The 26,143-nt window shown below is 71.4% G+C and carries 25 protein-coding genes; 16 read left to right on the top strand and 9 right to left on the bottom strand.

The genetic code is table 11. The annotated features are described in order from the left end of the window. Positions 1-192: 192 nt before the first annotated feature. Positions 193-1,281 (bottom strand): redox-regulated ATPase YchF, encoded by a 1,089-nt coding sequence (gene ychF / locus PKF00_RS24985; protein ID WP_271220066.1) that lies wholly within the window; start codon positions 1,279-1,281, stop codon positions 193-195. A 170-nt stretch (positions 1,282-1,451) separates the two neighbouring features. On the opposite strand from ychF, the gene PKF00_RS24980 reads away from it, so the two are divergent. Beyond that, the gene (locus tag PKF00_RS24980; RefSeq protein ID WP_271220133.1) at positions 1,452-2,756 is read left to right on the top strand and encodes a DNA recombination protein RmuC; all 1,305 of its coding nucleotides are present in this window, start codon (positions 1,452-1,454) and stop codon (positions 2,754-2,756) included. Positions 2,757-2,844: 88 nt separating this feature from the next. Beyond that, a complete protein-coding gene (locus PKF00_RS24975; protein WP_271220065.1) occupies positions 2,845-3,411 on the top strand; it encodes a DUF6542 domain-containing protein in 567 nt (188 codons plus the stop codon). A 64-nt stretch (positions 3,412-3,475) separates the two neighbouring features. Here PKF00_RS24975 and PKF00_RS24970 read toward each other — a convergent pair whose 3' ends face one another. Beyond that, entirely contained in the window at positions 3,476-4,444 is a 969-nt protein-coding gene (locus PKF00_RS24970; RefSeq protein WP_271220064.1) for a 4-hydroxy-3-methylbut-2-enyl diphosphate reductase, read from the bottom strand. Positions 4,445-4,565: 121 nt separating this feature from the next. Here PKF00_RS24970 and PKF00_RS24965 point away from each other — a divergent pair, with 121 nt between their 5' ends. After that, complete coding sequence (locus PKF00_RS24965) at positions 4,566-5,549, top strand: hypothetical protein (protein WP_271220063.1); 984 nt, start codon at positions 4,566-4,568, stop codon at positions 5,547-5,549. Positions 5,550-5,706: 157 nt separating this feature from the next. Continuing rightward, positions 5,707-6,915, top strand: coding sequence for an exodeoxyribonuclease VII large subunit (gene xseA, locus PKF00_RS24960; RefSeq protein WP_271220062.1), 1,209 nt, complete (start codon positions 5,707-5,709; stop codon positions 6,913-6,915). 67 nt (positions 6,916-6,982) lie between these two features. On the opposite strand, the gene PKF00_RS24955 is transcribed toward xseA, so the two are convergent. Continuing rightward, positions 6,983-7,453: a GNAT family N-acetyltransferase gene (locus PKF00_RS24955; RefSeq protein ID WP_344927227.1), complete on the bottom strand. Its 471-nt coding sequence runs from the start codon at positions 7,451-7,453 to the stop codon at positions 6,983-6,985. Positions 7,454-7,571: 118 nt separating this feature from the next. On the opposite strand from PKF00_RS24955, the gene PKF00_RS24950 reads away from it, so the two are divergent. Then, on the top strand, positions 7,572-7,802 hold the full coding sequence (locus PKF00_RS24950) for an exodeoxyribonuclease VII small subunit (protein ID WP_271220061.1): 231 nt from the start codon (positions 7,572-7,574) through the stop codon (positions 7,800-7,802). A gap of 31 nt (positions 7,803-7,833) precedes the next feature. On the opposite strand, the gene PKF00_RS24945 is transcribed toward PKF00_RS24950, so the two are convergent. Then, a complete protein-coding gene (locus PKF00_RS24945) occupies positions 7,834-8,382 on the bottom strand; it encodes a DUF4245 domain-containing protein (protein WP_271220060.1) in 549 nt (182 codons plus the stop codon). A gap of 38 nt (positions 8,383-8,420) precedes the next feature. After that, positions 8,421-9,026, bottom strand: coding sequence for a TetR/AcrR family transcriptional regulator (locus PKF00_RS24940; RefSeq protein ID WP_271220059.1), 606 nt, complete (start codon positions 9,024-9,026; stop codon positions 8,421-8,423). A gap of 84 nt (positions 9,027-9,110) precedes the next feature. Here PKF00_RS24940 and glpX point away from each other — a divergent pair, with 84 nt between their 5' ends. Then, positions 9,111-10,145, top strand: a complete 1,035-nt coding sequence (gene glpX, locus PKF00_RS24935; RefSeq protein ID WP_271220058.1) for a class II fructose-bisphosphatase — start codon at positions 9,111-9,113, stop codon at positions 10,143-10,145. 99 nt (positions 10,146-10,244) lie between these two features. Here the strand turns inward: glpX and PKF00_RS24930 are convergent, their stop codons facing one another. Then, entirely contained in the window at positions 10,245-10,865 is a 621-nt protein-coding gene (locus PKF00_RS24930) for a DUF1707 SHOCT-like domain-containing protein (protein WP_271220057.1), read from the bottom strand. A gap of 157 nt (positions 10,866-11,022) precedes the next feature. Between PKF00_RS24930 and PKF00_RS24925 the strand changes: the two genes are divergently transcribed. After that, on the top strand, positions 11,023-12,240 hold the full coding sequence (locus PKF00_RS24925) for an MFS transporter (RefSeq protein WP_271220056.1): 1,218 nt from the start codon (positions 11,023-11,025) through the stop codon (positions 12,238-12,240). 114 nt (positions 12,241-12,354) lie between these two features. On the opposite strand, the gene iolB is transcribed toward PKF00_RS24925, so the two are convergent. The 3 genes from iolB to PKF00_RS24910 all read right to left on the bottom strand — a co-directional run bounded on the left by iolB (position 12,355) and on the right by PKF00_RS24910 (position 14,377). Beyond that, positions 12,355-13,176 (bottom strand): 5-deoxy-glucuronate isomerase, encoded by an 822-nt coding sequence (gene iolB, locus PKF00_RS24920; RefSeq protein WP_271220055.1) that lies wholly within the window; start codon positions 13,174-13,176, stop codon positions 12,355-12,357. 205 nt (positions 13,177-13,381) lie between these two features. Next, positions 13,382-13,621, bottom strand: a complete 240-nt coding sequence (locus tag PKF00_RS24915; protein ID WP_271220054.1) for a Cgl0159 family (beta/alpha)8-fold protein — start codon at positions 13,619-13,621, stop codon at positions 13,382-13,384. Between the two features lie 465 nt (positions 13,622-14,086). Further along, positions 14,087-14,377 carry a hypothetical protein gene (locus PKF00_RS24910; protein WP_271220053.1) on the bottom strand — a complete coding sequence of 97 codons (291 nt, stop codon included), beginning with the start codon at positions 14,375-14,377 and terminating at the stop codon, positions 14,087-14,089. Between the two features lie 271 nt (positions 14,378-14,648). Here PKF00_RS24910 and PKF00_RS24905 point away from each other — a divergent pair, with 271 nt between their 5' ends. The 9 genes from PKF00_RS24905 (at position 14,649) to PKF00_RS24865 (ending at position 26,045) form a co-directional block, all read left to right on the top strand. Beyond that, on the top strand, positions 14,649-16,301 hold the full coding sequence (locus tag PKF00_RS24905) for a fumarate hydratase (protein WP_271220052.1): 1,653 nt from the start codon (positions 14,649-14,651) through the stop codon (positions 16,299-16,301). 106 nt (positions 16,302-16,407) lie between these two features. Then, positions 16,408-16,824: a TIGR03668 family PPOX class F420-dependent oxidoreductase gene (locus PKF00_RS24900; RefSeq protein ID WP_271220051.1), complete on the top strand. Its 417-nt coding sequence runs from the start codon at positions 16,408-16,410 to the stop codon at positions 16,822-16,824. A 463-nt stretch (positions 16,825-17,287) separates the two neighbouring features. Beyond that, the gene (locus PKF00_RS24895) at positions 17,288-17,896 is read left to right on the top strand and encodes a superoxide dismutase (RefSeq protein ID WP_271220050.1); all 609 of its coding nucleotides are present in this window, start codon (positions 17,288-17,290) and stop codon (positions 17,894-17,896) included. A gap of 69 nt (positions 17,897-17,965) precedes the next feature. Next, complete coding sequence (locus PKF00_RS24890) at positions 17,966-19,108, top strand: serine/threonine-protein kinase (RefSeq protein WP_271220049.1); 1,143 nt, start codon at positions 17,966-17,968, stop codon at positions 19,106-19,108. Between the two features lie 35 nt (positions 19,109-19,143). Beyond that, entirely contained in the window at positions 19,144-20,877 is a 1,734-nt protein-coding gene (locus PKF00_RS24885; RefSeq protein ID WP_271220048.1) for a serine/threonine-protein kinase, read from the top strand. 372 nt (positions 20,878-21,249) lie between these two features. Continuing rightward, positions 21,250-22,671: a class II fumarate hydratase gene (locus PKF00_RS24880; protein WP_271220047.1), complete on the top strand. Its 1,422-nt coding sequence runs from the start codon at positions 21,250-21,252 to the stop codon at positions 22,669-22,671. After that, a complete protein-coding gene (locus PKF00_RS24875) occupies positions 22,668-23,054 on the top strand; it encodes a tautomerase family protein (RefSeq protein WP_271220046.1) in 387 nt (128 codons plus the stop codon). Before PKF00_RS24880 ends, PKF00_RS24875 begins: the two co-directional genes overlap by 4 nt. A gap of 262 nt (positions 23,055-23,316) precedes the next feature. Then, positions 23,317-24,063, top strand: coding sequence for a 3-hydroxybutyrate dehydrogenase (locus tag PKF00_RS24870; RefSeq protein WP_271220045.1), 747 nt, complete (start codon positions 23,317-23,319; stop codon positions 24,061-24,063). Positions 24,064-24,089: 26 nt separating this feature from the next. Next, positions 24,090-26,045, top strand: a complete 1,956-nt coding sequence (locus tag PKF00_RS24865) for a helix-turn-helix domain-containing protein (RefSeq protein ID WP_309298431.1) — start codon at positions 24,090-24,092, stop codon at positions 26,043-26,045. Positions 26,046-26,143 lie beyond the last annotated feature (98 nt).

Raw genomic sequence — 26,143 nt, 5'->3', positions numbered from 1 at the left:
TGCCGGAGGACCTCACCCCTGAAGGGTGTCAGCGGGGCGACGGACCGGCTTACGCCGTGCCCGCGTTCACGACCGCCGGCTGAGAGCGGACGGGGAACGCGGCGACGTCCCGCCGAGTCCCGCGGCCGAGGAGGCGCCGGACGCCCCTCTGCCGCGGGCACGACGTAGCCCGTTCACACTCTCTGAACCGGCTCAGACGTTGAAGCGGAACTCCACGACGTCGCCGTCGCGCATCACGTAGTCCTTGCCCTCGATGCGGGCCTTGCCGACCTGGCGGGCGGCGGCGATGGAGCCCGCCTCGACCAGCTCGCCGAAGGAGACGATCTCGGCCTTGATGAAGCCGCGCTGGAAGTCGGTGTGGATGACCCCGGCCGCCTCGGGGGCGGTGGCGCCCTTGCGGATCGTCCAGGCCCTGGTCTCCTTGGGGCCCGCGGTGAGGTAGGTCTGCAGGCCGAGCGTCTCGAAGCCGACGCGGGCCAGCTGGGCCAGCCCCGACTCCTCCTGGCCGACGGACTGCAGGAGCTCGAGGGCCTCGTCGTCGGGAAGCTCGACCAGCTCGGACTCGATCTTCGCGTCGAGGAAGACGGCCTCGGCGGGCGCGACGAGCGCGGACAGTTTGGCCCGCAGCTCCTCGTCGACCAGCTCGTCCGCGTCGAGGTTGAACACGTACAGGAACGGCTTGGCGGTCAGCAGGTGCAGGTCGCGCAGGTCGGCGACGTCGATGCCCGCGCCCTTCGCCCCGGCGTACAGGGTGGTGCCGCCGTCGAGGAGCTTGACGGCCGCCTCGGCCGCCTCCAGGGCGGGCTTGCGGTCCTTGTTGGTCCTGGACTCCTTCTGGAGGCGGGGAATCGCCTTCTCCAGCGTCTGCAGGTCCGCGAGGATCAGCTCGGTGTTGATCGTCTCGATGTCGCGCCCCGGCTCGACGCCGCCGTCCACGTGGGTCACGTCGGGGTCGCCGAAGACCCGGATGACCTGGCAGATGGCGTCGGTCTCACGGATGTTGGCGAGGAACTGGTTGCCCCGCCCCTGTCCCTCGGACGCGCCCTTGACCAGGCCGGCGATGTCGACGAACTCGACCTTCGCGGGCAGGATCTTCGCGGAGCCGAAGATCTCGGCCAGCTTCTCCAGACGCGGGTCGGGGACGCCGACGATGCCCACGTTGGGCTCGATGGTGGCGAAGGGATAGTTCGCCGCCAGGGCGTTTGCGGTCTTCGTCAGCGCGTTGAAAAGCGTTGACTTGCCGACGTTGGGCAATCCGACGATGCCGATGCTCAGGCTCACGTCAGCCGAGTTTACGGCGAATCACCCAGTGCTACCCGCCGTGGAGGGGTGCAGAGGGGCCCGGAGGACCGTAAGGGGAGGCCGACGGCGCGGAACGCGCGGCCTCCGCGTGGAAAGCGTGTCGGGAGGCCGGGAACCGGCGGGCCTGACATCATTCCGTGGTGGATGTCATGGCCCTCGCCTTCCAGCTCGCCGTAGGACTCGCCGCCGGACTCGCGATCGGGTTCCTGCTGGGCAGGGCGCGTGCCTCCTCAGGAGAGGCGGACGTCGTCACCCGCCTGGCGGACGCCGAGGCCAGGGCCAGAGCCGCCGAGGAGAAGGTCGCCTACGTCGAGGAGCAGCTCGCCGAGCGCTTCCAGGCCCTGTCCGCCCGCGCGCTCGACGTCAACAACCTGCGTTTCCTCGAGCTGGCCGAGACCAGGCTGGCGGCGGGGCGGGCCGAGGCCGCCGGGGAGCTCGAACAGCGCAAGCAGGCCGTCGAGCACCTGATCGAGCCGCTGAAGGACACCCTGGCCCGTGTCGAGACGCAGCTGCGCGACACCCAGTCGGGTCAACGGGCCGCCCACGCCGAGCTGGCCAAGCACATCGACGTCGTCCGCGAGAGCAACGAACAGCTGCGCCTTCAGACGACAGCCCTGGTCAGGGCGCTGCAACGCCCCGAGGCCAGGGGGCGGTGGGGGGAGCTCCAGCTCCGCAGGGTCGCCGAGATCGCCGGGATGCAGCGGTTCTGCGACTTCGACGAGCAGGCGAGCGTCACCACCGCCGACGGCGTGCTCAGGCCCGACATGGTCGTACGGCTGGCGGGCGGCAAGAACATCGTGGTCGACTCCAAGGTCTCCCTGGCCGCCTACCTCGAGGCCGCCGAGTCGACCGACCCCGACCACCAGTCGGCAAGGCTCGACACCCACGCCCGTCACGTGCGCGAGCACGTGGACCGGCTGGCGGCCAAGGCCTACTGGCAGGCGTTCAGCCCCGCGCCGGAGTTCATGGTGCTGTTCATCCCCGGCGAGGCCTTCCTCGCGCCCGCTCTGGAACGCGATCCCGCGCTGCTGGAGTACGCCATGCGGCGGCGCGTCCACATCGCCACGCCGACCACGCTGATCACCATGCTGCGCACCGCCCAGTACGCCTGGCAGCAGGCCGCGCTCGGCGAGAACGCGCGGGCGGTCTTCGAACTGGGCAAGGAGCTCTACGAGCGGCTGAGCAGTCTGGGACGCAACATGGACACGATGGGCCGGTCGCTGAGCCGAGCGGTCGAGTCGTACAACCGCACCGTCGGCTCCCTGGAGTCGCGGGTGCTGGTCAGCGCGCGCAGGTTGAACGACCTGGGGCTGGTCGACGGCGAGCTGGACGGCCCCCAGACCGTCGAGGACCTGCCACGCGCGCTGACCTCACCCGAACTGCTGGGAGAAGAGGAGTCAAGCTCGTCTCTCATCTCCCGCCTGAACGGTAAGTTGGCGAGCGACCTGCCCTAGAGATGCTGTTCCCCGCAAGGCGCCGGCGGCCGGACGCCGCAGGCGGGAAAGAGGGGTCGATGGGGACCGAGGTCGAGGGGGGCGAGTGGTGAGCGAGCGAGGCGACGGACGGCCGCTTGGCGGCGAGCGCGCGAACGATCGGAAGCAGAAGAACGGCGTCCGGCTGACCGGCCGGGGCGCGATCGCGCTCGTTGTGGCCTTCACACTGCTGGGCAGGATCCTGCAGGCGGTGTTCGGACCGTCCGCGCTGGTCGGAGTGGCCTTCCTGGCGGGCTGCGCAGGCGCGGTCGCGCTGGTGAACCGGCGGGACCTGCTCTCGCTGGTGGTCTCGCCGCCCCTGGCCTTCTTCGCGGCCACGCTGGTCGCGGAGGCCGTCGCCTCCCTGAGCGCCCCCACCCCGATCCAGGCCTTCGGGCTGGGCATGTTCACCGCGCTGTCCGCCGGCGCCCCGTGGCTGTTCGCGGGCTCGCTCCTGGTCCTGGTCGTCGCCTGGCGGCGCGGCCTGGCGAGCTGCGTCCGCGAGCTGCGCGAGGAGCTGCGAACGGCGGGCCCCGACATCCCCCGCCCGAGGGTCGGCGACAGCGCGGGCTTCGCCCCCGAGCCCGAGGGATACTTCGAGCCCAAGGTGTACGGCACGCCTCGCGACGGGCAGTAGGAGCCGGGCGGTCAGGGACCGTACGGCGACGCGGGGCGCCGCCGTACGGGGCGTCGGGGCCGGATCAGACGGTGACGCGCAGGTCCTTGCGGAGCTCGTGCGGGAGGGCGAAGCGGACGCTCTCCTCGACGGACTCGACCTCCTGGACGTCCTCGAAGCCGTGCGAGGCGAGGCGGGACAGGACTCCCGCGACGAGATCCTCGGGAACGGAGGCGCCGCTCGTCACACCGACCGTGGTGACGCCGTCGAGCCATTCGTCCTTGATGAACGAGGCGTCGTCGACCAGGTAGGAGGCGTCGGCCCCGTGGTCGAGGGCCACCTCGACCAGGCGCTTGGAGTTGGAGGAGTTCTCTGAGCCGACGACGATGACCAGCTGGGCCTGGGCGGCGATCTCCTTCACCGCGACCTGGCGGTTCTGGGTGGCGTAGCAGATGTCGTCGCTCGGCGGATCGATGAGGTTCGGGAAGCGCTCCTTGAGCCGGGAGACCGTCTCGGTCGTCTCGTCGACCGACAGCGTGGTCTGCGACAGCCACACCAGCCGCTCGGGGTCCCGCACCTGGACGGTGTCGACCGAGCCGAGGCCGTCGACGAGCTGGATGTGGTCGGGGGCCTCACCGGCGGTGCCCTCGACCTCCTCGTGTCCCTCGTGCCCGATGAGGAGGATGTCGTAGTCCTGGGAGGCGAAGCGCTTCGCCTCGTTGTGGACCTTGGTCACCAGCGGGCAGGTGGCGTCGATCGTCCTCAGGCTGCGACTGGCGGCCTCCTGGTGGACGGCCGGGGAGACTCCGTGGGCGGAGAAGACCACGATGGCGCCCTCCGGCACCTCCTCGGTCTCCTCCACGAAGATCGCTCCACGCCGCTCCAGCGTCCTGACGACGTGGGTGTTGTGGACGATCTGCTTGCGGACGTAAATCGGCGCGCCGTACTGCTCCAGGGCCTTCTCCACGGCCTGGACCGCGCGGTCGACCCCGGCGCAGTAACCACGGGGCTTCGCCACGAGTACACGTCGGGTCGCGGGGCTCTCTGAGGTCATGTCCTTATGCTACGTGGAGAGCCTGGGGAGCCCGCCCACTTGCTCTATGACCTCATGAGGCACAAGTCTTACCTAACGCTTGCCAGATGCAGCGTCCAATACAGATCTTCAGGGAGACGACATGACAGTCCCCGACATCGTCCGCAATGTCACCAAAAGCGTGCTCCAGACCGCATTGAACGGGGTCGGCCAGGCATTGCAGCTCGGCGACCGGGTGAAGAACACGATCAAGCGTCTCACCGGTCAGGAGGAGTCGGAGGAGACCGCCGACCAGCGGGTCGACGCCGGAGAGAGCGCGGAGAAGGCGGAGGACAAGCCCGCCCGCCGCGAGCCGGTGATCTTCGCCCCGCGGCCGGAGAAGACCGCGCCCGCCGCCACCGAGGAGGCCAAGGCCGAGTCCAACGGCACGAAGGCGCGCCCCGAGCCGGTCATCTTCGCCCCCGCCAAGTCCAGGAGCGCCGCGGAGACCGTCGAGCCCGAGACGGCCGAGCCCAAGGCCGCGGAGACCGTCGAGCCCGAGACGACCGAGCCCAAGGCCGCGGAGCCTCGGACCACGGAAGCCCGGACCACCGAACCCCGGACCGCCGAACCCCGGACCGCGGAGCCGAAGGCTCAGAGCCCCGAGCCTGAGGTCTCCGAGCCCGCGGCCGTGAAGATCGAGGTCACCGAGGTCGAGGTCACCGAGTCCGAGACGGCCGACACCGCGACGGTCGAGGTCACCAAGACCAAGGTCGCGAAGCCGGAGGCGGCAGCGGGCACGCCGAAGCCCGAGACCGCCGCGGCGGAGACGGCGACCGCGAAGGCGGAGGCGGACACCGTGACGACGCGGACGGAGACGACTCCGGCGGTCGAAACGGAACCCGCCCGGGCGGTCGAGGCGGAAACGGCCGCGGAGGCCGAGCCGGAAACGGCTGAGGAGCCGACGCTCGCGGAGCCGATGCCCGGCTACGGCGGGCTGTCGATCGCCTCCCTGCGTGCCCGGATGCGCGGCAGGTCAGCCGACCAGATCAAGGAGCTTCTCGCCTACGAGCAGGCCACCTCGGCCAGGGCGGACGTCGTGCGCATGTACGAGAACCGTCTGGTCAAGCTGGAAGCCGCCGAGTAACGCCGCACAGCGTTGTGACCGGAAACGTTCACCGGGTCACGCGCCGCTGTCGGACACGGACATCCGGGCGCTCACAGGATGTCCGAGGGACATCCCGAACCCGGCGGAGACACGGGATCAGCCCGACGGCCGGGCCCTGCGCGTAGGCTCTGCGAGCATGAGCTCGAAGACCACCCCTGAGCAGCCGCTCCCCGTCCGCACGGTTCTGCAGATGGTCGGCGGCTGGATCAGCAAGCTCGGCACCGTCTGGGTCGAGGGGCAGATCACCGAGCTGACCGCCCGGGGCGGCACGGTGTTCCTGACGTTGCGCGACCCGGTGGCCAACGTGTCCGCCCGTGTCACCTGCCCGCGCGGCGTCTACGAGGCGACCGTCCCCCGTCCCGTGGACGGCGCCCGGGTCGTCATGCACCTGAAGCCGGACTTCTGGGTCAACAAGGGCTCCTTCGCCTTCACCGCCCTGGAGATGCGGCCGGTCGGCGTCGGCGAACTGCTGGCCAGGTTGGAACGGCTGCGCCAGTTGCTCGCCTCCGAAGGGCTCTTCGGGGTCGACCGCAAGCGGCGGCTGCCGTTCCTGCCGGGCACCATCGGGCTGATCTGCGGTCGCGACTCGGCCGCGGAACGCGACGTGCTGGAGAACTCCCGGCGTCGCTGGCCCGCGGTCCGGTTCAAGGTCGAGCCCGTCGCGGTGCAGGGGCCGTACGCCGTCACGGAGGTCACCGAGGCTCTGCGCACGTTCGACGCCGACGGCGAGGTCGACGTCATCGTGATCGCGCGGGGCGGCGGGTCGATGGAGGACCTGCTGCCCTTCTCCGACGAGTCCCTGGTCAGGGCGGTGGCCGCGTGCCGGACCCCGGTGGTCAGCGCCATCGGGCACGAGCAGGACAACCCGCTGCTCGACATGGTCGCCGACGTGCGGGCGTCGACCCCCACGGACGCGGCCAAGAAAGTCGTCCCCGACGTCGGCGAACAGCTCACGCTCATCCGCCAGCTCCGTGACCGGGGCCGCAGGGTGACGGGCGGCTGGCTGGAGCGCGAGACGGCCTGGCTGGCCGCCGCCCGTTCGCGTCCGTCCCTGGCCGACCCGGTCCGCGAGGTCGAGCGCAGGGCCGAGCAGGCCGAGCAGCTCAGGGATCGGGCGAGACGTTCCCTGACCGCCTCCCTCGACCGCGCCGAGGACTCCCTCGGGCACCTGCGAGCCCGCCTGCTCGCCCTGTCCCCCGCCGCGACCCTCGAGCGGGGTTACGCGATCGTGCAGCGTCCCACGGGCGACGTCGTACGGCGTGCCGCCGACGTCGCCCCCGGCGACGAGCTGACGATCAGGTTCCCCGACGACCGGGTGACGGTCAGGAGGGATTCCGCCCCGTGAGCCGGAGGCGGCCCGGTGACCGCACGTGGGGGCTCCGGCGCATGGGCGAGGAACGGCCGGGTGACGCTCAGGAGGGGTTGCGCCACGTGAGCGAGGGGTAGCCGTCGTCGGCGAAGCCGAGCTCCCGGTAGAGCGGCTCCGCCTCGGAGGTGGCGTGCAGGTCGACCCTGCGGATGTCCAGGCCGCGGTACCACCCCATGAGCGTGACCATGATGGCCCGGCCGTGTCCCCGCCTCCGGTGGGCCGGATCGGTCGTCATGCCCTGGATGTAGCCGTAGCGGCCGTCGGGAAGGCTGGGCCCCGGGAAGCGGTCGAAGATGAGACCGATCCCGCAGGCGGCCAGTCCGCCCTCAGGGGCGTCCACGACGTAGACGGCCGTGTCCTGGCTGCCGATCCGCTCTCCGAGGCTCTCCGCGTAGGCCTCGTGCCAGCGGCTCTCGACCGGATAACTGCCGTCCATGGCCATGCGGTCGGCCAGGATCTGGCGGAGCCGTACCAGTTCGGGGATGTCCTCGGAGACCGCGTGACGAACACTCATCGATCCAGTCTCCCAGGTGGGTGATCGGCGACGGCGACCGGCGGGCCGCTCAGGTCGACGCCGGCGGAGCGGTGTCCGATCCGGCGAACACCGGTGGTCGCCGCACTAGGGTGGGCATGTGGCCGATGAGAAGACACCGTCGTACGAGCAGGCACGCGAGGAGCTGACCGAGGTGGTCCGCCGCCTGGAGGCGGGCGGGCTCACCTTGGAGGAGTCGATCGAGCTGTGGGAGCGCGGCGAGAAACTGGCGGCGCTGTGCGAGGAGTGGCTCCAGGGGGCCCGGGTGAAGCTGGCGGCCGCCATGGCGCAGCGCAGGCAGCCCGACCCCGCGGGAAACACCCCTTTCTAGGGCCTTCCGCTTTCTGCGGAGCCGGAGGGGCTCAGGAGGTGATCCTGGGCTGCTGCTTGAGTGATCCGGCGAGGGCGGACAGTTCTTCCCACGGGGCGCTGCCGGTGACGACCACGGTGGTGTCGGGCAGGAAGCGGATCAGGGAGCGCTGGTTCTTGTCCTCGCGGAAGCGCTTCTCCCAGGTCACCCCGTTGATCTGGACGCTGCCGACGACCGTGCTGCTGTTGGCCATCCGGTTGGCGAACTCGGCGGCGGGCCTCTCGTCGCTCTGGGCGAGCATGGCGTGCAGGCGCTTGGCGGTGGCGAAGCCGAGCTTCCAGGTCACCGCGGTCTTGCCGTCGGGGGTCTTGGCCTCGGTCCTTCTGGAGCTGGTCGGCACCCAGCCGGGCTGCACGGGCTCCGGCGACCACACCTGGTAGGCCGCTTCGCGGCGCATGTTGGCCAGGTCGATCGAGAAGTTGACGCTGGGGATGTGCTCGGTCCGGCTCTGCGGGGCGACCAGCAGGAAGGCGCCGACGCCCGCGAGGCAGACGAGCATCGCGAACGCATAGCCGTAGAAACCCTCAGTGAACCGTCGCACGACTGTCGAGACTATCCGTTCTCGGGGGCGCTCCCGTCTCAGGGGCGTCGGATCTGCCCGATGATGGTCAGCACTCCGTCGGCGAGGGCACGGGAGGCGTGCTCGTCCTCGGACAGGGCGACCTCGGAGACGGCGGCGGCGAGCGCCCCGGTGAGCACCACGACCAGGGCCCCCTCGTCGCCCTCGAACAGGGCGGCGTTGCGTTTGGCCCACTGACGCAGCCTGTCGCGCATGGTGACCTCGAACCCCGGCGGTCCGTCGCCGCGCAGGAAGAGCGCGGAGATCTCGCGCTCGGCGAGGCAGCCCTCCAGGTAGGCGCGGGCGCCGGCGACGAACAGCCGCATCGGGTCGCTCTCACCCCCGGCGCGGGCGGTGTGGACCGCCTGCTTCGTCCGCTGCGTCTGCCGCTCCTGGAACTCGTCGAAGAGCGTCAGGTAGAGGTCTGCCTTGCCGGAGAAATGGTGGTAGAGGCTGCCGACGCTGGCTTCGGCGCGTGAGACGATGTCGGTGACCCCGGCTTCGGCGAAACCGCTGGTGACGAAGACTTCCCTGGCCGCGGCGAGGAGGGCGACGCGCGTTGCCGCACCCCGCTCGGAGGTGCGTGCGGTCACGTCTGTCACCACCCGTTCCGTGTCGCTGCTCATCGTGGGGACATTATCCTCCGCTGACCGGTTAGAGGGGGGCAACTACGATCGTTGTGCAGTAATCCACGAGAGGGGCCCTCCGCCATGTCCGATCAGACGTCCGTCCCTGCCGCGCTCGCCACAGGTGAACACGCACCTGATCGCAACCTTGCCCTTGAACTCGTCCGGGTCACCGAGGCGGCGGCGATGTCCGCGGCCCGCTGGGTCGGGCGCGGCGACAAGAACGGCGCGGACGGCGCCGCGGTGAACGCCATGCGTCAGTTGATCAACACGGTGTCGATGAACGGCGTGGTGGTCATCGGCGAGGGCGAGAAGGACAACGCGCCGATGCTCTACAACGGCGAGCACGTCGGTGACGGCAGCGGCGCCGAGTGCGACGTGGCCGTCGACCCGATCGACGGCACCCGGCTCACCGCGCTCGGCATGCCGAACGGGATCTCGGTCATCGCGGTCAGCGAGCGCGGCTCGATGTACGACCCGTCGGCCGTCTTCTACATGGACAAGCTGGTCACCGGCCCCGAGGCCGCGGGAACCGTGGACATCAACGCGCCGGTGGCCGACAACATCGCCGCGGTGGCACGTGCCAAGGGCTGCGAGGCCTCCGACGTGACCGTGGTCATCCTCGACCGGCCGCGTCACGACAAGATCATCAGGGAGATCCGGGAGGCCGGAGCGCGGATCAAGCTCATCACCGACGGCGACGTGGCCGGGGCCATCATGGCCGCCCGCGCCGGCACGGGCGTGGACCTGATGCTCGGCATCGGCGGCACCCCCGAGGGCATCATCGCGGCGTGCGCGCTCAAGTGCCTGGGCGGCGTCATCCAGGGCAGGCTGTGGCCGCAGGACGACGCGGAGCGGCGCAGGGCGCTGGACGCGGGCCTCGACCTGGACGCCACGCTGACCACCGACGACCTGGTCAGGTCGGACGACGTCTTCTTCGCCGCGACCGGGATCACCGACGGAGAGCTCATGCAGGGCGTCCGCTACCGAAGCGGTCGCGCGGTGACCAACTCCCTGGTCATGCGGGGCCGTTCCGGCACGATCCGCAAGATCGAGAGCGAGCACCAGCTCTGGAAGCTTCGGGCCTACAGCGCCATCAACTTCGACAGCGCCAGCTGAGCCGGGGACGGCTCCCTCCGTTCCGGTCGGGGACGGCCTCCCGCCTCCCCGGCCCGGGAACGGTCCCGGGCCTCCGGGGCGGGACGGCTTACGGCTCCGTCACCCGCCGTTCGCCGTCCGGCGGCGGAACCAGGGGCGGCGGGGGCGTTTCGGCGACTTGGCGACGACGCCGCCCATGGTGACGAGGCCGGTGATCTCGATCACCGGCCCGTCCGGAGAGGGCGGGACCTGGTTCTTCTTGCTCGCCATGACGCCGGAGGCGGGCATCAGGATCCGGACGCCCTCGGGGACGATCAGCGTGAGCGTCCCGGCCATCACGGTGACCTGAAGGGTCACGTGGTTCGACTGCAGCACCGCCTCGCGCAGGTCGAGGGTGACGTTGGCGCAGATCGCGGTCGCGGAGAAGCGGGTCGGCACCACCCAGCGGCCCGCGTGCACCTGGCTGCCGAAGAACGCCGTCACGGGGCGGACGTCGGTCCGCAGCGGCTGGGCCTCCGGCGGGAGCAGGTCGACGGTGAGCACGGACAGTTCGCCCAGGGTGCGGGCGCGGTACAGCGCGGTGATCCGCTCCTCGTGCTCTTCGGGGGTGAGCCGTCCGTCGGCGAGCGCGTCGCCCAGCACGGCGGCCACCCGCTCCCTGTCGTCGTTTCCCGCCCGTAGCTCTCCCGGACGCGGTTCGCGCGCGGGCTCACGGTGTGCGGGAGACGGGAAACTGTCCACCCTTTGACCATAATCCCCGCGAGGGGCATCACCGGAAATCTCGCGAAATTCTCGTACAGCACCCGCGAGACCGCCGCGTAGGCGACCATTGACCCTCGGGAACCGCGCCCCTACCCTGACGGAACCTGAACACCCCTCATGTTTGATGGAGGTCGTTGTGCCGACCCCGTCCCCGGCTCCGGCCAGGCTTCCGGTTCCGCGCGACAGACGCGACAGACAGGCGCGGGTGGCGACCTCGGCCGCCTTCTTCGTCCAGGGTCTCTGCTTCGCCACCCTGCTCACCCACGTGATCGACCTCCAGCGCAGGTTCGGGCTGAGCGACGACGACCTGCTCCTCGTCCTGCTGCTCGTCCCGGTGATCGCGGGTGCGGGAAGCGCCGTCGCCGCCCCCCTCGCCGCGAGGTACGGCAGCGGCCCGGTCCTGCGCATCTCCCAGGCAGGCGTCTGCGGCGTCGTCGCCCTGTCCGGCTGGAACGACCGGCTCGCCGGGCTGTACGTGCTCAGCGCCGTGTTCGGCCTGTTCGTCGGAGCGGTCGACGCGGCGATGAACATGCAGGCGGTCGCGGTCGAGCGCCGGTACGGCATGAGCGTGCTGACCGGTTTCCACGCCGTGTGGAGTGTCGGCTCGATGCTGGGCGCCGGGGTCAACTCCGCCTTCAGCGCGCTCGGGGTCGGCCTCGGCTGGTCGTTCACCGTCCCCGTGCTGGTCGGCGTCGTGATCTCGGCGGTCATGCTCCCCCGGCTCTACGACAGGGACGGGGAACGGGCGACGGAGCGTGCGGCCCGGGTCGCGGCCAGGACGCCGTGGCGGCCGATCATCCCGCTCTGCCTGGCGATGGCGTTCCTGTACGTCGGCGACGCGGCGGTCTCCAACTACAGCACCTTCTACATGCAGAACGCCCTGGCCGCGAGCGGCTGGCTGGTGCCGTTCGCCTACCTGCTGTACCAGGCGGCCATGCTCCTCGCGCGGGTCCCCGGCGACCTCGCGGTGCGCAGGTACGGCCCGGCCCCGGTCGTCAGGGCGGGCGCGGTCATCGCCGCGGCGGGCACGCTCGGCGTCGTGCTCGCCCCCGGTGTCCTCGTGGCCGTCCTGGCGTTCGGCCTGATCGGCGTCGGCCTGTCGATCATCGCGCCGCAGTCGTTCTCCGCCGCGGGCCGTCTCGGCGCGGGGGCGGAGACGGCCATCGCCAGGGTCAACCTGTTCAACTACGTCGGCTTCCTCGTCGGCGCCGCCGTGGTCGGCGCCGTCAACGACACCGCGGGGGCCAGGACGGCGTTCGTGCCGGCCGCCGTCGCGGTCGCGCTGATCGTGGTGCTGGCCGGGGGCTTCCAGCCGAAGGTCGAACCGGCCCCGGGCGCCCCCGTCCCCGGCTGAGCACGACGCGAGGCTCACAGGGGCACGACGCGGGACGCGCGAGCACGGCGCGGGGCTCGCCGGGGCACGACGTGGGAGGCGTGAGAGCACGGCGCGGGGATCCGCGGGGGCGGGTCAGCGCGCCGCCTTCGTCATGGGGAGCCTGGGGTCGACCGCCTGCTCCGTCCAGGAGGAGCGGACCCAGGCGTGCCTGGGGTCGTCGCGGCAGGCCATCGACCGCTTCCGGGCGGGTCCCGCCAGCACGTTGAGGTGGTAGAGGTCGTAGCCGGGCGCCGCCATCGACGGGCCGTGATAGCCGTGCGGGACGAGCACCACGTCCCCTGTCGACACCTCGGCCAGCACGTCGTGGGTGCCGTAGACCCGCTGGTACCCGGGACCGCCCTCGAAGTAGTAGATCTCCTCGAGCACGGCCTCGCGCTCGGAGAGCGAGTCGTGCTTGTGCGGCGGGTAGGACGACCAGTTGCCTCCGGGGGTGAGCACCTCGACCGCGACGAGCTTGTCGCAGTCGAAGGCGTCCGGGGCGCAGAAGTTGTTGACCTGACGGCTGGCCTGCCCCGCTCCGCGCAGTTCGACGGGGACCTCGCGGGCGGCGCCGTACCTCACGGGGAAGCTCCTGGTCGCGCGGGCGGCGGGGAAGGCGAACCGGCCCGCGCCGGTGATCCGGACGGTCGCGCCGACGGGCAGGTAGGCGAAGTCGCTGACCGCGTGGAAGACGGAGGTCCGCCCTTCGAGGGCGAGCCGTACCCCGTCGCACTCGACCTCGCACGAGCCCGAGAGCGGCAGGACCAGCATCTCCTCGTCGCCGGTCGCGAACCGCACGCTCTCGCCCGACAGGTTGAGCAGGCGGAGCCCGGTGTAGGTCCACCCCGCCGACTCGGGGGTGATCCACAGCGCCCAGGGCGCCAGGGTGGCGCTGCCTGCGGGGATGAGGGTCATGATCTCTCCTGACCGCGCGGCCCGCGGGGATCCCGGTCTCGCGACGCGTCAGGACGCCGCCCCCAGGCCCCCGACGCGGCGGCACGCCGCCCCCGTGGCTCCGCGGAACGCCGACCCCGTCCCCGCGACGCGTCAGGACGCCGGTCCCCGTCTCTCCGGCCGCCGGGACACCGGCCTGCGGCGTCGTGCCCGCCCGATCTCTCGCTCATGCCACCTCCAGCATCGCCACGGCGGTTCCGACGGCCGTGGCCACGTCCTCATCGGAGGGGTACAACAACGCGCGGCCGATCACAAGCCCCCACACTCCAGCGGGCTCGTCCAGCCGTTCCCGGGCGGTCCGGCGGGCCTCTTCCGGCGCTTCCCACGCCTCCGGCGAGCGCCGCACGGCCGTCGCCCCGACGGCCCCGCCCCCTCCCACGCCGCCGGTCGGCGTCCCGTCGTGCACGGGCTCCCACGGTCAGGGATCCCGCGGCAGGCGTTCGAACCTGCCCGCGAGGGCGCGGACGACCTCGTCGGCGCGGACCCTGCGCGGGTAGGCGGCCGACTCCTCGCGCGGCTCACGCGCGCCGGGGTCGCCGTGGTCGAGCGCGTCCGAGGGCGGCGTGGCGAGGGCCCGCGACCCGAGGTCCCCGGCCGGATCCCTGCCGGCGGGCGGCCGTGCCCCCGCGGCCGGCCTGCCCTGCCGTATGGCCTGCCCTGCCGTACGGCCTGCCCTGCCGTACGGCCTCGCGCGGCCCGCGGGTGATCTGGGCGGCGATCCCGCCCGCCGCCCTGTCGACGGCCGGATGCGGATCGGCCAGTCGGTCCTCGACTTCTCACGAACGTCGGACTCGGCGGGGGAACCGCCGGCCTCCCGATGTTCCCGACACGGGTCTGGACGTCACCGCCGCTCCGGGGAGCGTCGTGTGTCTCAGTGCGACAGCCTCTCCGAGTCCCGCGAGGAGCCCGTCCGCTGTCGGGGCAGCTCTGTCTGCTGGCCTGTCTGCTGGCCCGTCTGCTGCGCCAGTTGCTCCTTCAGCTGTTCCTTCAGCCGCTGGGCCTTCGAGATGTCCGCGGGCTGCTGGGGAGCTTGGCCGTCGACGCTCCTGATTGTCGCGAGCGCGATCGCGATGAGCGAGATCGCGAGTCCTGCCACCACGAGAAGCGCGAGGATCGCGAGCATCACGACGTTGCTGCTCATGACGATGTTTCCGGTCTCCATGACGTCCTCCGGCTTTCACCGGGCCCGGCCCGGCCTCACTTCCAGCTTCCTCTGAGTCTTCGGACACGGGGAAGTGTGAGACGCCACGAGAGGGCAATGCTTATCCCAAATCCCCATTTCTCATCTCATGTCGCTTTTGTTGGGGCGAGATCAGAGGAGGCACGGAGCCGAGGCAGGCCTCCCGGCGCTCGACCAGGCCGGAAGGGCACGATCGGCAGGCCTTACCCTCTATGGGACCGGAGAAGGCCCCCGGCACGGAGGACCGAAGACGATGCCCGAGTTCGACTACACCGACCTGCTCCCCATGGGGCCGGATGAGACGTCATACCGTCTGATCAGCGCCGAGGGGGTGCGCGTCGTCGAGGCCGCGGGCCGCAGATTCCTTGAGGTCGACCCCGAGGCGCTGCGCCTGCTGACCGAGACGGCGATCCACGACATCTCCCACTATCTCCGGTCGTCCCACCTGGCCCAGCTCCGCAAGATCATCGACGACCCCGAGTCCAGTGGGAACGACCGTTTCGTCGCGCTCGACCTGCTCAAGAACGCCTCGATCTCGGCGGGCGGCGTGCTCCCGATGTGCCAGGACACCGGAACCGCGATCGTGATGGGCAAGCGCGGTCGTCACGTGCTCACCGACGGCGCCGACGCCGAGCACATCTCGCGCGGCGTCTACGACGCCTACACCAAGCTGAACCTGCGTTACTCCCAGATGGCCCCGATCACCATGTGGGAGGAGAAGAACACCGGTTCCAACCTCCCCGCGCAGATCGAGCTCTACGCCGAGGACCCCCACGGCCACGCCGACGAGTACAAGCTGCTGTTCATGGCCAAGGGCGGAGGAAGCGCGAACAAGTCGTTCCTCTACCAGGAGACCAAGGCCGTCCTCAACGAGAAGCGGATGCTCCAGTTCCTGGAGGAGAAGATCCGCTCCCTCGGCACCGCCGCGTGCCCGCCGTACCACCTGGCGATCGTCGTCGGCGGCACCTCCGCCGAGTTCGCGCTGAAGACGGCCAAGTACGCCAGCGCCCGCTACCTGGACTCCATCCCCACCGAGGGCTCCCCCAGCGGCCACGGTTTCCGCGACACCGAGCTGGAGGCCAAGGTCTTCGAGCTCACCCAGAAGCTCGGCATCGGCGCCCAGTTCGGCGGCAAGTACTTCTGCCACGACGTCCGCGTCATCCGCCTGCCCCGGCACGGCGCCTCGTGCCCCGTCGCCGTCGCGGTCTCCTGCAGCGCCGACCGCCAGGCCCTGGCGAAGATCACACCCGAGGGGATCTTCCTGGAGCAGCTGGAGACCGACCCGGCGAGGTTCCTGCCCGAGACCACGGACGAGCACCTGTCCGACGACGTGGTGAGGATCGACCTCAACCGTCCGATGCCGGAGATCCTCGCAGAGCTGACCAAGTACCCGGTCAAGACCCGCCTGTCGCTGACCGGCCCCCTGGTCGTCGCCCGCGACATCGCGCACGCCAAGATCGGCGAGCTGCTCGACGCGGGCGGCGAGATGCCGCAGTACCTCAAGGACCACGCGGTCTACTACGCCGGTCCGGCCAAGACCCCCGAGGGCTACGCCTCGGGCTCCTTCGGTCCCACGACCGCGGGCCGCATGGACTCCTACGTGGAGCGCTTCCAGGCCGCGGGCGGCTCCATGATCATGCTGGCCAAGGGCAACCGCTCCAAGCAGGTCACCGACGCCTGCGCGGCCCACGGCGGCTTCTACCTCGGCTCCATCGGCGGCCCCGCCGCCCGTCTCGCCCAGGACTGCATCAGGAAGGTCGAGGTCCTGGAGTATCCCGAGCTCGGGATGGAGGCCGTCTGGAAGATCGAGGTCGAGGACTTCCCCGCCTTCATCGTCGTGGACGACAAGGGAGACGACTTCTTCACCGACAGGACCGGCCCCGTGCTGTCCATCGGCCGCCGCTGACCCCGCCGTCGCCCCCGACGGGACGAGGGCCGGATTCGTCGGGAATCCGGCCCTCGTTCCCGCTCATCCGCAGATCGCGGGCGACCCGCGCTGATTCAATGGCCGGATGGACACGTTCCAGGCACGGGACAGGTTCCGGGCGGCCAGGGTCGCGCGGCTGGCCACGGTGGACGCCCTCGGCGCGCCCCATCTCGTCCCGGTGACGTTCGACGTCGACGGCGACACGATCTCCTTCGCGGTCGACCACAAACCGAAGCGCACGACGGATCTGCGCCGTCTGCGCAACATCGCCGCCGACGACAGGGTGTGCCTGCTCGCGGACCACTACGAGGACGACTGGTCACGCCTGTGGTGGGTGCGCGCCGACGGAAGGGCCAGGATCGTCGGGAGCGGCGCGGCCAGGGAACGGGCCGTCGCACGGCTGAGCGACCGCTACCCGCAGTATCGCGACCGGCCTCCGCACGGCCCCGTCGTGCTCATCGAGGTCGAGTCCTGGACAGGATGGTCCTCCGGCGACCTGTAGTCCTTCCAGAGCGGGCCTGAGGGGATCGGAATCCCGACACCCGCGTCACCCCTTCGCCGCACCGGAGCGGCCTCGACAGGGCCGCGCACGGCTCGCCCGCGCCTCCCCGCGTCCTTCACCACACGCCTCGGCGCGCACACGTCCGGCGGACCGGCCGCGCACGCCCGTTCGCCTCCCCGGCGGGCGACGGGAGAGAGCACGGATCCGATCAGGAGCCTCGCGCCGCGGCGGCGGTGCGAACGCCTCCGCGTGGACCGTTCCGGACGGCGCGGCCATGCGGCGCCGCGTCGTCCGCCGGTCGAGGTTGCGCGAGACCCCTCAGGACCGAACTGACACCTGCCATCATGCTGCAGTTGCGAATTACTTGCAATAGAGGAGAGTCCTAGGTCGCAGGTCTGATGCATGTGCAAGTAAGTTGCAATAGTGTCCGATGGAGCAGAGATCAACGAGGAGGTAGACCTTCATGGGTGAGTACGCCCTTCCGGACATGCCCTACGACTACGCGGCGCTGGAGCCCGCGATCACCGGCGAGATCCTGGAGCTGCACCACTCCAAGCACCACGCCGCCTACGTCAAGGGCGCCAACGACACGCTGGAGCGGTTGGCCGAGGCCCGCGACAAGGGTGAGTTCGGCGGCCTGGTCGGCCTTGAGAAGACCTTCGCCTTCAACCTGTCCGGGCACGTGCTGCATTCGATCTTCTGGCAGAACCTCTCCCCCGACGGCGGCGACCGCCCCGACGGGGAGCTGGCCGCGGCCATCGACGAGCACTTCGGCTCGTTCGAGGCCTTCCAGAAGCAGCTGACCACCGCGACCGCCGGGGTGCAGGGCTCGGGCTGGGGCATCCTGGCCTGGGAGCCGCTCAGCCGCCGCCTGGTCGTCGAGCAGGTCTACGACCACCACGGCAACGTCGGGATCAACACCACGCCGCTGCTGGTCTTCGACGCCTGGGAGCACGCCTACTACCTGCAGTACCGCAACGTGCGCCCCGACTACGTCGAAAAGCTGTGGGGTCTGGTCAACTGGAACGACGTCACGCAGCGCTTCTCAACAGTAACGAGTACGAAAATCTGACCTAAGATCGCAAGAAGTTTCGGCCCGGTCTCTACTGGTCGCATTACGCAAATCGGTAAGCTGCCCCACATGCGTGCGCCGTCCGGATACCTTCTTGCAGCGCGCTACCGGCTTTTCGAGCCGGTCGGGCGCGGCGGCATGGGCACTGTCTGGCGGGCGCACGACGAGTTGCTCGACCGCGAGGTCGCGGTCAAGGAGGTGCGGCTGCCGCTCGTCCTCGACGAGGACCTGCGGGCCGAGCTGTGCGTCAGGACCGAGCGCGAGGGCCGGGCGACCGCGATGGTCGCCCACCCCTCGGTCATCACCGTCTTCGACGTCGTCACCGAGGACGAGCGTCCCTGGATCGTGATGGAGCTGCTCCGCGCCAGGTCGCTGGAGCAGCTCCTCCAGGACCGCGGGCCGTTGCCGCCGCGCGAGGCGGCGGAGATCGGACGCCAGGTCCTCGGCGCGCTGCGGGCGGTGCACGCCAAGGGGATCCTGCACCGCGACGTGAAGCCCAGCAACGTCCTGGTGACCAACGAGCGGGCGGTGCTCACCGACTTCGGCCTGGCCGCGCTCGAGGGCGACGTGTCGATCACTCAGGCCGGCATCGTGCTCGGTTCGGCCGGATACATCGCGCCCGAGCGGGTGCTCGGCGCCAAGGCCACCCCCTCCGCCGACCTGTGGTCGCTCGGCGCGACCCTCTACACCGCCGTCGAGGGCCGCGGCCTGCACGGACGCCGTACGGCCGCCGCCGCGCTGGCCGCGCTGACCAGCGGCGAACCGATCCCGATGGAGAAGGCGGGACCGCTGACCCCGGTGCTGCGCGGCCTTCTCATGATCGACCCGGCGGCCAGACTCGACGCGGTCAGGGCCTCGATGATGCTCGCCAGGGTGGCGGCGGGAGGGGTGGCGGAGGAGCCGCTCTCCCGGCCCACGGGCCGGGCCGTCAGGAACCCCGCGATGATCAGCGTCCCGTCGTTCAACCGCCGCCCGCAGCACCGCGGGCTGCACCGCGCGGGCTCGACGCCGGTCTCGGCCCCCGCCCCGGTCGCTCCCCCGCCGTCCCCGATGCCCCAGCCTCGGATGCACCGCCGCCCCACGGAGGGCGTGCACCGCAAGCCGGTCGAGCGAGCCCCGGAACCACACCCTTTCATGCGGTTTGTCACGCCGCTCATCCGCCTGGTGCTCCCGCGCCTGTTGTGGCCCAGGGAGCTACGCAAGCGAGGGTAAAGCGAGCTTCAAGAAAGAATCGCTATCTTCTTCTCATGCCGGAACAGCAGACGCGCGTGCTCGCTGACCGCTACGAGCTGATCGCACCGCTCGGCCGGGGGACGATGGGCACGGTTTGGCGTGCCCACGACCGTTCCCTCGGCCGCGAGGTCGCGATCAAAGAGATCCGTCAGGAACCCGGGCTCAGCGAGGCACAACGCGCCGAACTTCGGGAGCGCATGATCCGTGAGGGTCGTACGGCTGCCCGCATCAGCCATCCCTCCGTGGCCACCGTTCACGACGCGATCGTCGAGGACGGCAGCCCGTGGATCATCATGGAGCTCGTGCAGGCGCGCTCCCTGGAGCAGGTGATCGAGGAGGAGGGGCCGCTGCCGCCCAGGCTCGTCGCCGAGATCGGGGTGGACCTTCTGGGAGCGCTGCGCGCCGCCCACGACCAGGGCGTGCTCCATCGCGACGTCAAACCCGGCAACGTGCTGATCACCGAGAGCGGACGGGTGGTGCTCACCGACTTCGGCATCGCCAAGGCCGAAGGGGACACCAGCCTCACCAAGACCGGCATGGTGATCGGCTCCCCCGGCTACACGGCGCCCGAGCGGGCCAGGGGGGAGCACACCGGGCCCGAGTCCGACCTGTGGTCGCTCGGGGCCACGCTGTACTTCGCGGTCGAGGGCCGCCCCGCCTACGAGCGCTCCTCGGTCGCCGAGACGCTGGCCGCGCTGATGACCGACAAGGCCGACCCGCCGACCCAGGCGGGACCGCTGCGCCCGGCGCTCGAGCAACTCCTCGAAAGGGACCACAGAGCACGGCCGTCGCTCGCCCAGGCGATCGCGATGCTCAGGACCGTGGCGGACACCCCGTCGTCCGCCACCCCCGCCCCGACTCCCTCCGCCCCGGCCGGGTCCACCGGATCCACCGCGTCCGCTCCCGCCGCCGCGAAGCAGACGTCGGCGTCCACGGAACAGACGTCGGCGCCCGCGGAGCGACGTGCCGCGTCCGAGGGCGCGAAGGACGCCGCCGCGGAGTCCGCGAAGCCGTCAGAGGTTACGAAGCCGTCAGGGGCTGCGAAGCCGTCGGCGCCCGCGAAGCCGTCAGGGCCCGAGAGCGCGCAGGAGGCGGACGAGGAGTTCGACGCCGATCGCACGGTGCTGGTCATCCGCCCGAAGGGCGGCCTCAGGCTGCCCCCGGGACCCGGCGCGCCCGCCGAGCCTCCCGCGCCCCCGGTCGCGGCCCCCGCCTCGAGGGCGGGCGCCTCGCCGACGGGCGTGCGCCCTGACAGGCCGGTCGCCGGACCGCGCGGCTCCTCCGGCCCCACGGGGCTCGGCACACCGGTGGCCGGGCGGCCCGCCCAGCCGAACGTGACGTCCCCGGGCCCCCAGGCGGCCCAGGGGCCAGGATTCCCCCCTGCGGGAGGTCCGGGATACGCGGACACGGCGCCGCACGCGTTCCCCCAGGGGCCGGGAGCGCCGATGGCACGGCAGCCCGCGGGTCCGGTCGGCGCGTCGCCCGACGGCCCGCCTGGCGGCTTCGGAGGGCCGCAGGGAGCGCCACAGGGTCCGTGGCAGCCGGCGGGCACTCCCGGAGGCCTCCCGAACCATCCCGGCCTGGGAACCGACCTGTTCGCGATCGCGGGCCAGAACGGCGGGCCCGCCCAGAACGGCCAGCGGCCCGCCCCCGCCAAGAGCCGCGTCGGCGTGCTCGTCCTCATGGGAATCGCGGCCCTCGCCCTCGTGGTGATCGTCATCCTGGCGGTCTCGGCCCTCACCGGCTGACAGACCTCGACGACGGGTCGCGGCGTCCGGCTCCGGACACCGCGACCCGTCATGCCGTCATGCCGTCATGCCCCTCCCGGCCGCGCGCCGCCCATCGGCGCCGATCAGGCCCACGTCCCCCCTCGCCGCACCGGCGCCACGAAGCACTCCGACACGACGGAGAAGGCACTCCGCCCCGCGCCCGACACCGGGACGCCGAAGCCGGGAAACAGATCGCCGGGGCGGATCCGAGCTCACGGGCGGAACACAGCCCCCCAGCGGGAAACGCCCCCGAACAGACCCGAGACCCACCCCACAGGACACAGACCGAAGCCGGGGAGCGGATCGCCGGGGTGGATCCGGGGTTCGGCGGGCAGGACGCAGACTGGATCCATGAGCGAGTATCGGATCGAACATGACTCGATGGGTGACGTGCGGGTTCCCGCGAGCGCGAAGTGGCGGGCGCAGACCCAGCGGGCCGTGGAGAACTTTCCCGTCTCAGGACGTGGCCTGGAGAGCCCGCACATCGCCGCGCTCGGCCTGATCAAGGCGGTCGCGGCCGAGGTCAACGCCGAACTGGGGGTGCTCGAGAAGGAGATGGCCGAGGCGATCGCCGAGGCCGCGACGGACGTGGCGGAGAACGAGTGGGACGGCGAGTTCCCCGTCGACGTCTTCCAGACCGGCTCCGGCACCTCCTCGAACATGAACGCCAACGAGGTGATCGCCACTCTCGCCGAGGAGCGCCTGGGCCGCCCCGTCCACCCCAACGACCATGTCAACGCCTCGCAGTCCTCGAACGACGTGTTCCCCACCTCGATCCACGTCGCCGCCGCGACCGAGGTGACCTACCATCTGATTCCCTCCCTGCGGCACCTGGCCACCGCGCTCAGGAACAAGTCGACGCAGTTCGAGAACGTGGTCAAGGCGGGCCGCACGCACCTGATGGACGCCACCCCGGTGACACTCGGCCAGGAGTTCGGCGGTTACGCGACCCAGATCGACAACGCCATCTCCCGGGTGCGCGGCTCGATCCCCCACCTGGTCCAGCTCCCCCTGGGCGGCACGGCCGTCGGGACCGGGATCAACACTCCGCCCGGCTTCGCGGCCAAGGTCATCGAGAAGCTCAGGGAGGCCACCGGGCTGCCGTTCTCCGAGGCTCCCGACCACTTCGAGGCCCAGAGCGCGCGGGACGCCGTGGTGGAGCTGTCGGGCCAGCTCCGCACGGTCGCCGTCTCCCTCAACAAGATTGCCAACGATCTCCGCTGGATGGGCTCGGGGCCCAGGGCCGGGCTCGGCGAGATCAACCTCCCCGACCTTCAGCCGGGGTCGTCGATCATGCCCGGCAAGGTCAACCCGGTCATCCCCGAGGCCGTGTGCATGGTCGCCGCCCAGGTCATCGGGAACGACGCGGCCATCGCCTTCGCCGGAGCCTCCGGCAACTTCGAGCTGAACGTGGGACTTCCCGTCATCGCCCGCAACGTGCTGGAGTCCGTCCGGCTGCTCGCCAACGTCTCCCGGCTGCTCGCCGACCGGTGCGTCCACGGCATCACCGCCAACGCCGACCGCCTGCTGGAGTACGCCGAGTCGTCCCCCTCGATCGTCACGCCGCTCAACCGGCACGTCGGGTACGAGGAGGCCGCCAAGATAGCCAAGCAGGCCCTGGCCGAGCGCAGGACCATCAGGGAGATCGTCGTCGAGCGCGGCCACGTCGCCAACGGCGTCCTGACGGAGGAGCAGCTCGACGCCCTGCTGGACGTGCTCTCCATGACCCGGCCGCCCTCCCAGGGAGATCGCTTGGGAGGATCCGGATCATGACTCAGATCAAGTTCTACGGCCGCCGCGACGTCTGGTCGGAAAGACGCCAGGAGATCTCCGACACCGTGCAGGGCTGCCTCACCGAGGTGTGGCGGCTGCCCGCCGACAAGCGGTTCCACCGCTTCCTGCTGCTGGACGCCGAGGACTTCGTCTGCCCGCAGCGTGGCGAGCGCTACCTGATCGTGGAGATCATCTGTTTCCAGGGCAGGTCGGACCAGGCCAAACGTGACCTGATCCGCACCCTGTTCGCCAGGGCGCAGGAGGAGCTCGACCTCCCCGCCGAGGACCTGGAAATTGTGATCATGGAGTCTCCGCAGGTCAACTGGGGCATCCGCGGCCTGCCCGGCGACGAGCTCGCGCTGACCTACCCGGTCACCGTCTGAGCGCCGCACGAGCTGGACTCTCCCTCCGCGGGAGAGTCACCCCGTCCGCCGGAACCTCCCCTCCCGGGAGATCCACCGAGACCTTCCGGAACCTCCCGGGGCTCGTTGAGTCTCTCCCGGGAGGTCCGCCTGCCCTCCTGGAAGGAGGCACGGACCCGGCCCCGCGGCCGGGCGGGCCGTCCCGGGCGGCGCACAGGCCGGAGGCGGAGTGTGTCGGGGGCGACATGGGATGTGATCTGGGTCATTGCCTAGATTCGACGTCATGACTGATCTGGCCGGACGGCGAGCCGTGGTGACGGGAGCGGGCAGCGGGATCGGGCGTGCCTGCGCGCGCCGGCTCGCCGCCGCGGGGGCGCACGTGTTCGTGGTCGACGTGGACGCCGACGCCGCGGCGGAGGCGGCGAAGGAGATCGCCGGGACGCCGGTGGTCGCGGACCTGTCGTCGCCCGGCTTCGTGGCCGCGATCCCCTCGGACGTGGACGTCGTGGTGAACAACGCCGGGTTCCAGCACGTCGCGCCGATCGAGGACTTCCCTCCCGAGGTCTTCGCCACCATGCTCAAGGTCATGGTCGAGGCGCCGTTCCTGCTGGTCAGGTCGGTGCTGCCGGGCATGTACGAGCGAGGCTGGGGGCGGATCGTCAACGTCTCCTCGGTCCACGGCCTGCGTGCCTCGCCGTACAAGTCGGCCTACGTCACCGCCAAGCACGCCCTCGAGGGGCTGTCGAAGGTCATCGCCCTCGAGGGGGCCGCGCACGGCGTCACCTCCAACTGCGTGAACCCCGCCTACGTCCGCACTCCCCTGGTGGAGAACCAGATCGAGGACCAGGCCAGAAGCCACGGCGTCGGCGGGGACGAGGTCGTCGAACGGATCATGCTCGCTCCCGCCGCGATCAAGCGGCTGATCGATCCGGAGGAGGTGGCCGAGCTGGTCGCCTACCTGTGCGGGCCGCACGGCTCGTTCGTCACGGGGGCGTCCCTGCCCGTCGACGGAGGCTGGACGGCTCGCTGATCCCGCCAGGCGGGACAATGGACGTCATGAGCACGCGGGTCTTCCTCGAACTACTGGCCAGGGAGGCCTCAGCGGCCGAGTTCGAGGGGCCCGTCCTGGCGGCGAGAGCCGCGGGGGCGGACGCGGCGACGCTGGCCGAGCTGGAGGAGGCCAAGCTCGCCGCGCTGCGGGTGCGGGCGCTGCTGCGGCGCAGGGCCAGGCGCGAGGCCGAGCTGTCGGCGCTGTTCGACACCGCGGGCGACCTGGCCGGGCTGCGGGACCTGGACGCGGTGCTCGAGGCCATCGTGCGCCGGGCACGGCAGCTCCTGGGCACGGACGCCGCCTACATGACGCTGCACGACCCCGAGCGCGGCGACACCTGGATGCGGGTGACGGACGGCTCGGTCTCGGCCAAGTTCAGGGCGCTCAGGCTGGCCATGGGCGCGGGCCTGGGCGGGCTGGTCGCCCAGACCGCCACGCCGTACTCGACGGCGGACTACTTCGCCGACGAGCGCTTCCGCCACAAGGCGGACATCGACGAGGCCGTGATCGAGGAGGGGCTGGTCGCCATCCTGGGCGTGCCGCTCAAGCTCGGCACGCGGGTCATCGGGGTGCTGTTCGCGGCCAACCGGAGTGTGCGTCCCTTCACCCAGGACGAGGTGGTGCTTCTCGGCTCGCTGGCCGCGCACGCGGCGGTGGCGATCGACAACGCCAGGCTGCTGCAGGAGACCAGGAACGCCCTGGAGGAGCTCAGCGAGGCCAACCTGCAGGCGAGCGCGCGCAGCAGCGCCGTCGAGCGGGCGGCGCTCGCGCACGACCGGATGGCCGGGCTGGTGCTGCGCGGCGGCGGGATCGAGGACGTCGCCGCCGTGGTCACCGAGGTGCTCGGCGGCGCGCTCGTCGTGCTGGACGACGCGGGGCGGCCGATCGCCGGGGACGCGGCCGAGCTTGAGGCGGGCCTGCCCGCCCGGGGGCCCGGGAGCCGGTCAGGGAACACGGGCGAGGGAACGGGCAGGGGCGGGGGCGGCGGCCGGAGGGGACGCGCCACGGTCGCGGCCGTGGTCGCGGAGGCGGCGCGGTCGTCCAGGGCGCTCGGCCGTACCGTCAGGAGGGGGAACCTGCTCGTCGCGTCGGTCGACGTGGGCGCGGAGCCGCTGTGCACGCTCGTGCTGCGGGCGGAGGAGCGGGTCGCGGACACCGACCAGCGCATCCTCGAACGGGCCGCGCTGGTCACCGCCCTGCTGTTGCTGTTCCGCCGCACGGTGGCCGAGGCCGAGGGACGGGTCAGGGGCGAGTTGCTCGACGACCTGATCTCCCGTCCCGCCCTGGACGGCCTGGCCGAACGGGCCAGGCGGGTCGGCGTCGAGCTGGACGACGCCCACGTGGTCGTCGTCGCCCGCCACGGAGAGGGGCGCGAACGCGCGGGCTTCTGGGCCTCCTCCCAGGCCGCGCTGAACCACGGTCTCGCCGCCCAGCGCGGGGACGAGGTGGTGCTGCTGCTGCCCGGCGACGACCCCGGAAAGCTCGCCAGGCGTGTGGCGGCCGAGCTGAGCGCCTCCCTCGGCCACCCCGCGACCGCGGGCGCCTGCGGTCCCGTGCGCGGTCCCGCCGGGGTCGGCGCGGCCCACAGGGAGGCACGGCGCTGCGCGGACGCGCTCATCGCCCTGGGCAGGGCCGGAGACGGCGCGAGCGCCGCCGAGCTGGGCTTCGTCGGGCTGCTCGTCGGCGAGGGACGCGACCTCGAGGCGTTCCTGTCCTCGACCCTCGGCCCCGTGCTCGACTACGACGCCCGCAGGGGCACCGCGCTGGTGCGCACGCTCACCGCGTACTTCGGCACGAAGGGTTCGCTCTCCCGTACGGCCGAGGCCCTGCACATCCACGTCAACACCGTCACCCAGCGCCTCGAACGGGTCGCACAACTCCTCGGCCCCGGCTGGCAGGCCCCTGACAGGGCCCTGGAGGTCCAGCTCGCCCTGCGGCTGCACAGGCTCAGCGGCCGGTGACCCGCGCGCCTCCGTGGAGCACGGGGCGGGCGGGGCAGGCGGCGGCGCGGGGACAGCCGGACGGCCCTCGTGGGGCACGGGGCGGCGGCGCGGGACCG

Origin of the sequence: Streptosporangium carneum (assembly GCF_027922005.1) — a bacterium.
Lineage (GTDB): Bacteria > Actinomycetota > Actinomycetes > Streptosporangiales > Streptosporangiaceae > Streptosporangium > Streptosporangium carneum.
This window is presented reverse-complemented; position numbering and strand designations above follow the sequence as displayed.

What these genes read in the sequence shown, in the direction of transcription:
- PKF00_RS24980 (WP_271220133.1), top strand. Translation starts at nt 1,452, where the DNA reads ATGGCCCTCGCCTTCCAGCTCGCCGTAGGACTCGCCGCCGGACTCGCG.
- PKF00_RS24910 (WP_271220053.1), bottom strand. Translation starts at nt 14,377, where the DNA reads ATGGAGACCGGAAACATCGTCATGAGCAGCAACGTCGTGATGCTCGCG.
- PKF00_RS24970 (WP_271220064.1), bottom strand. Translation starts at nt 4,444, where the DNA reads ATGACCTCAGAGAGCCCCGCGACCCGACGTGTACTCGTGGCGAAGCCC.
- PKF00_RS24965 (WP_271220063.1), top strand. Translation starts at nt 4,566, where the DNA reads ATGACAGTCCCCGACATCGTCCGCAATGTCACCAAAAGCGTGCTCCAG.
- glpX (WP_271220058.1), top strand. Translation starts at nt 9,111, where the DNA reads ATGTCCGATCAGACGTCCGTCCCTGCCGCGCTCGCCACAGGTGAACAC.
- PKF00_RS24895 (WP_271220050.1), top strand. Translation starts at nt 17,288, where the DNA reads ATGGGTGAGTACGCCCTTCCGGACATGCCCTACGACTACGCGGCGCTG.
- iolB (WP_271220055.1), bottom strand. Translation starts at nt 13,176, where the DNA reads ATGACCCTCATCCCCGCAGGCAGCGCCACCCTGGCGCCCTGGGCGCTG.
- PKF00_RS24890 (WP_271220049.1), top strand. Translation starts at nt 17,966, where the DNA reads ATGCGTGCGCCGTCCGGATACCTTCTTGCAGCGCGCTACCGGCTTTTC.
- PKF00_RS24940 (WP_271220059.1), bottom strand. Translation starts at nt 9,026, where the DNA reads ATGAGCAGCGACACGGAACGGGTGGTGACAGACGTGACCGCACGCACC.
- PKF00_RS24870 (WP_271220045.1), top strand. Translation starts at nt 23,317, where the DNA reads ATGACTGATCTGGCCGGACGGCGAGCCGTGGTGACGGGAGCGGGCAGC.
- PKF00_RS24865 (WP_309298431.1), top strand. Translation starts at nt 24,090, where the DNA reads ATGAGCACGCGGGTCTTCCTCGAACTACTGGCCAGGGAGGCCTCAGCG.
- PKF00_RS24905 (WP_271220052.1), top strand. Translation starts at nt 14,649, where the DNA reads ATGCCCGAGTTCGACTACACCGACCTGCTCCCCATGGGGCCGGATGAG.
- PKF00_RS24900 (WP_271220051.1), top strand. Translation starts at nt 16,408, where the DNA reads ATGGACACGTTCCAGGCACGGGACAGGTTCCGGGCGGCCAGGGTCGCG.
- PKF00_RS24955 (WP_344927227.1), bottom strand. Translation starts at nt 7,453, where the DNA reads ATGAGTGTTCGTCACGCGGTCTCCGAGGACATCCCCGAACTGGTACGG.
- PKF00_RS24880 (WP_271220047.1), top strand. Translation starts at nt 21,250, where the DNA reads ATGAGCGAGTATCGGATCGAACATGACTCGATGGGTGACGTGCGGGTT.
- xseA (WP_271220062.1), top strand. Translation starts at nt 5,707, where the DNA reads ATGAGCTCGAAGACCACCCCTGAGCAGCCGCTCCCCGTCCGCACGGTT.
- PKF00_RS24875 (WP_271220046.1), top strand. Translation starts at nt 22,668, where the DNA reads ATGACTCAGATCAAGTTCTACGGCCGCCGCGACGTCTGGTCGGAAAGA.
- PKF00_RS24885 (WP_271220048.1), top strand. Translation starts at nt 19,144, where the DNA reads ATGCCGGAACAGCAGACGCGCGTGCTCGCTGACCGCTACGAGCTGATC.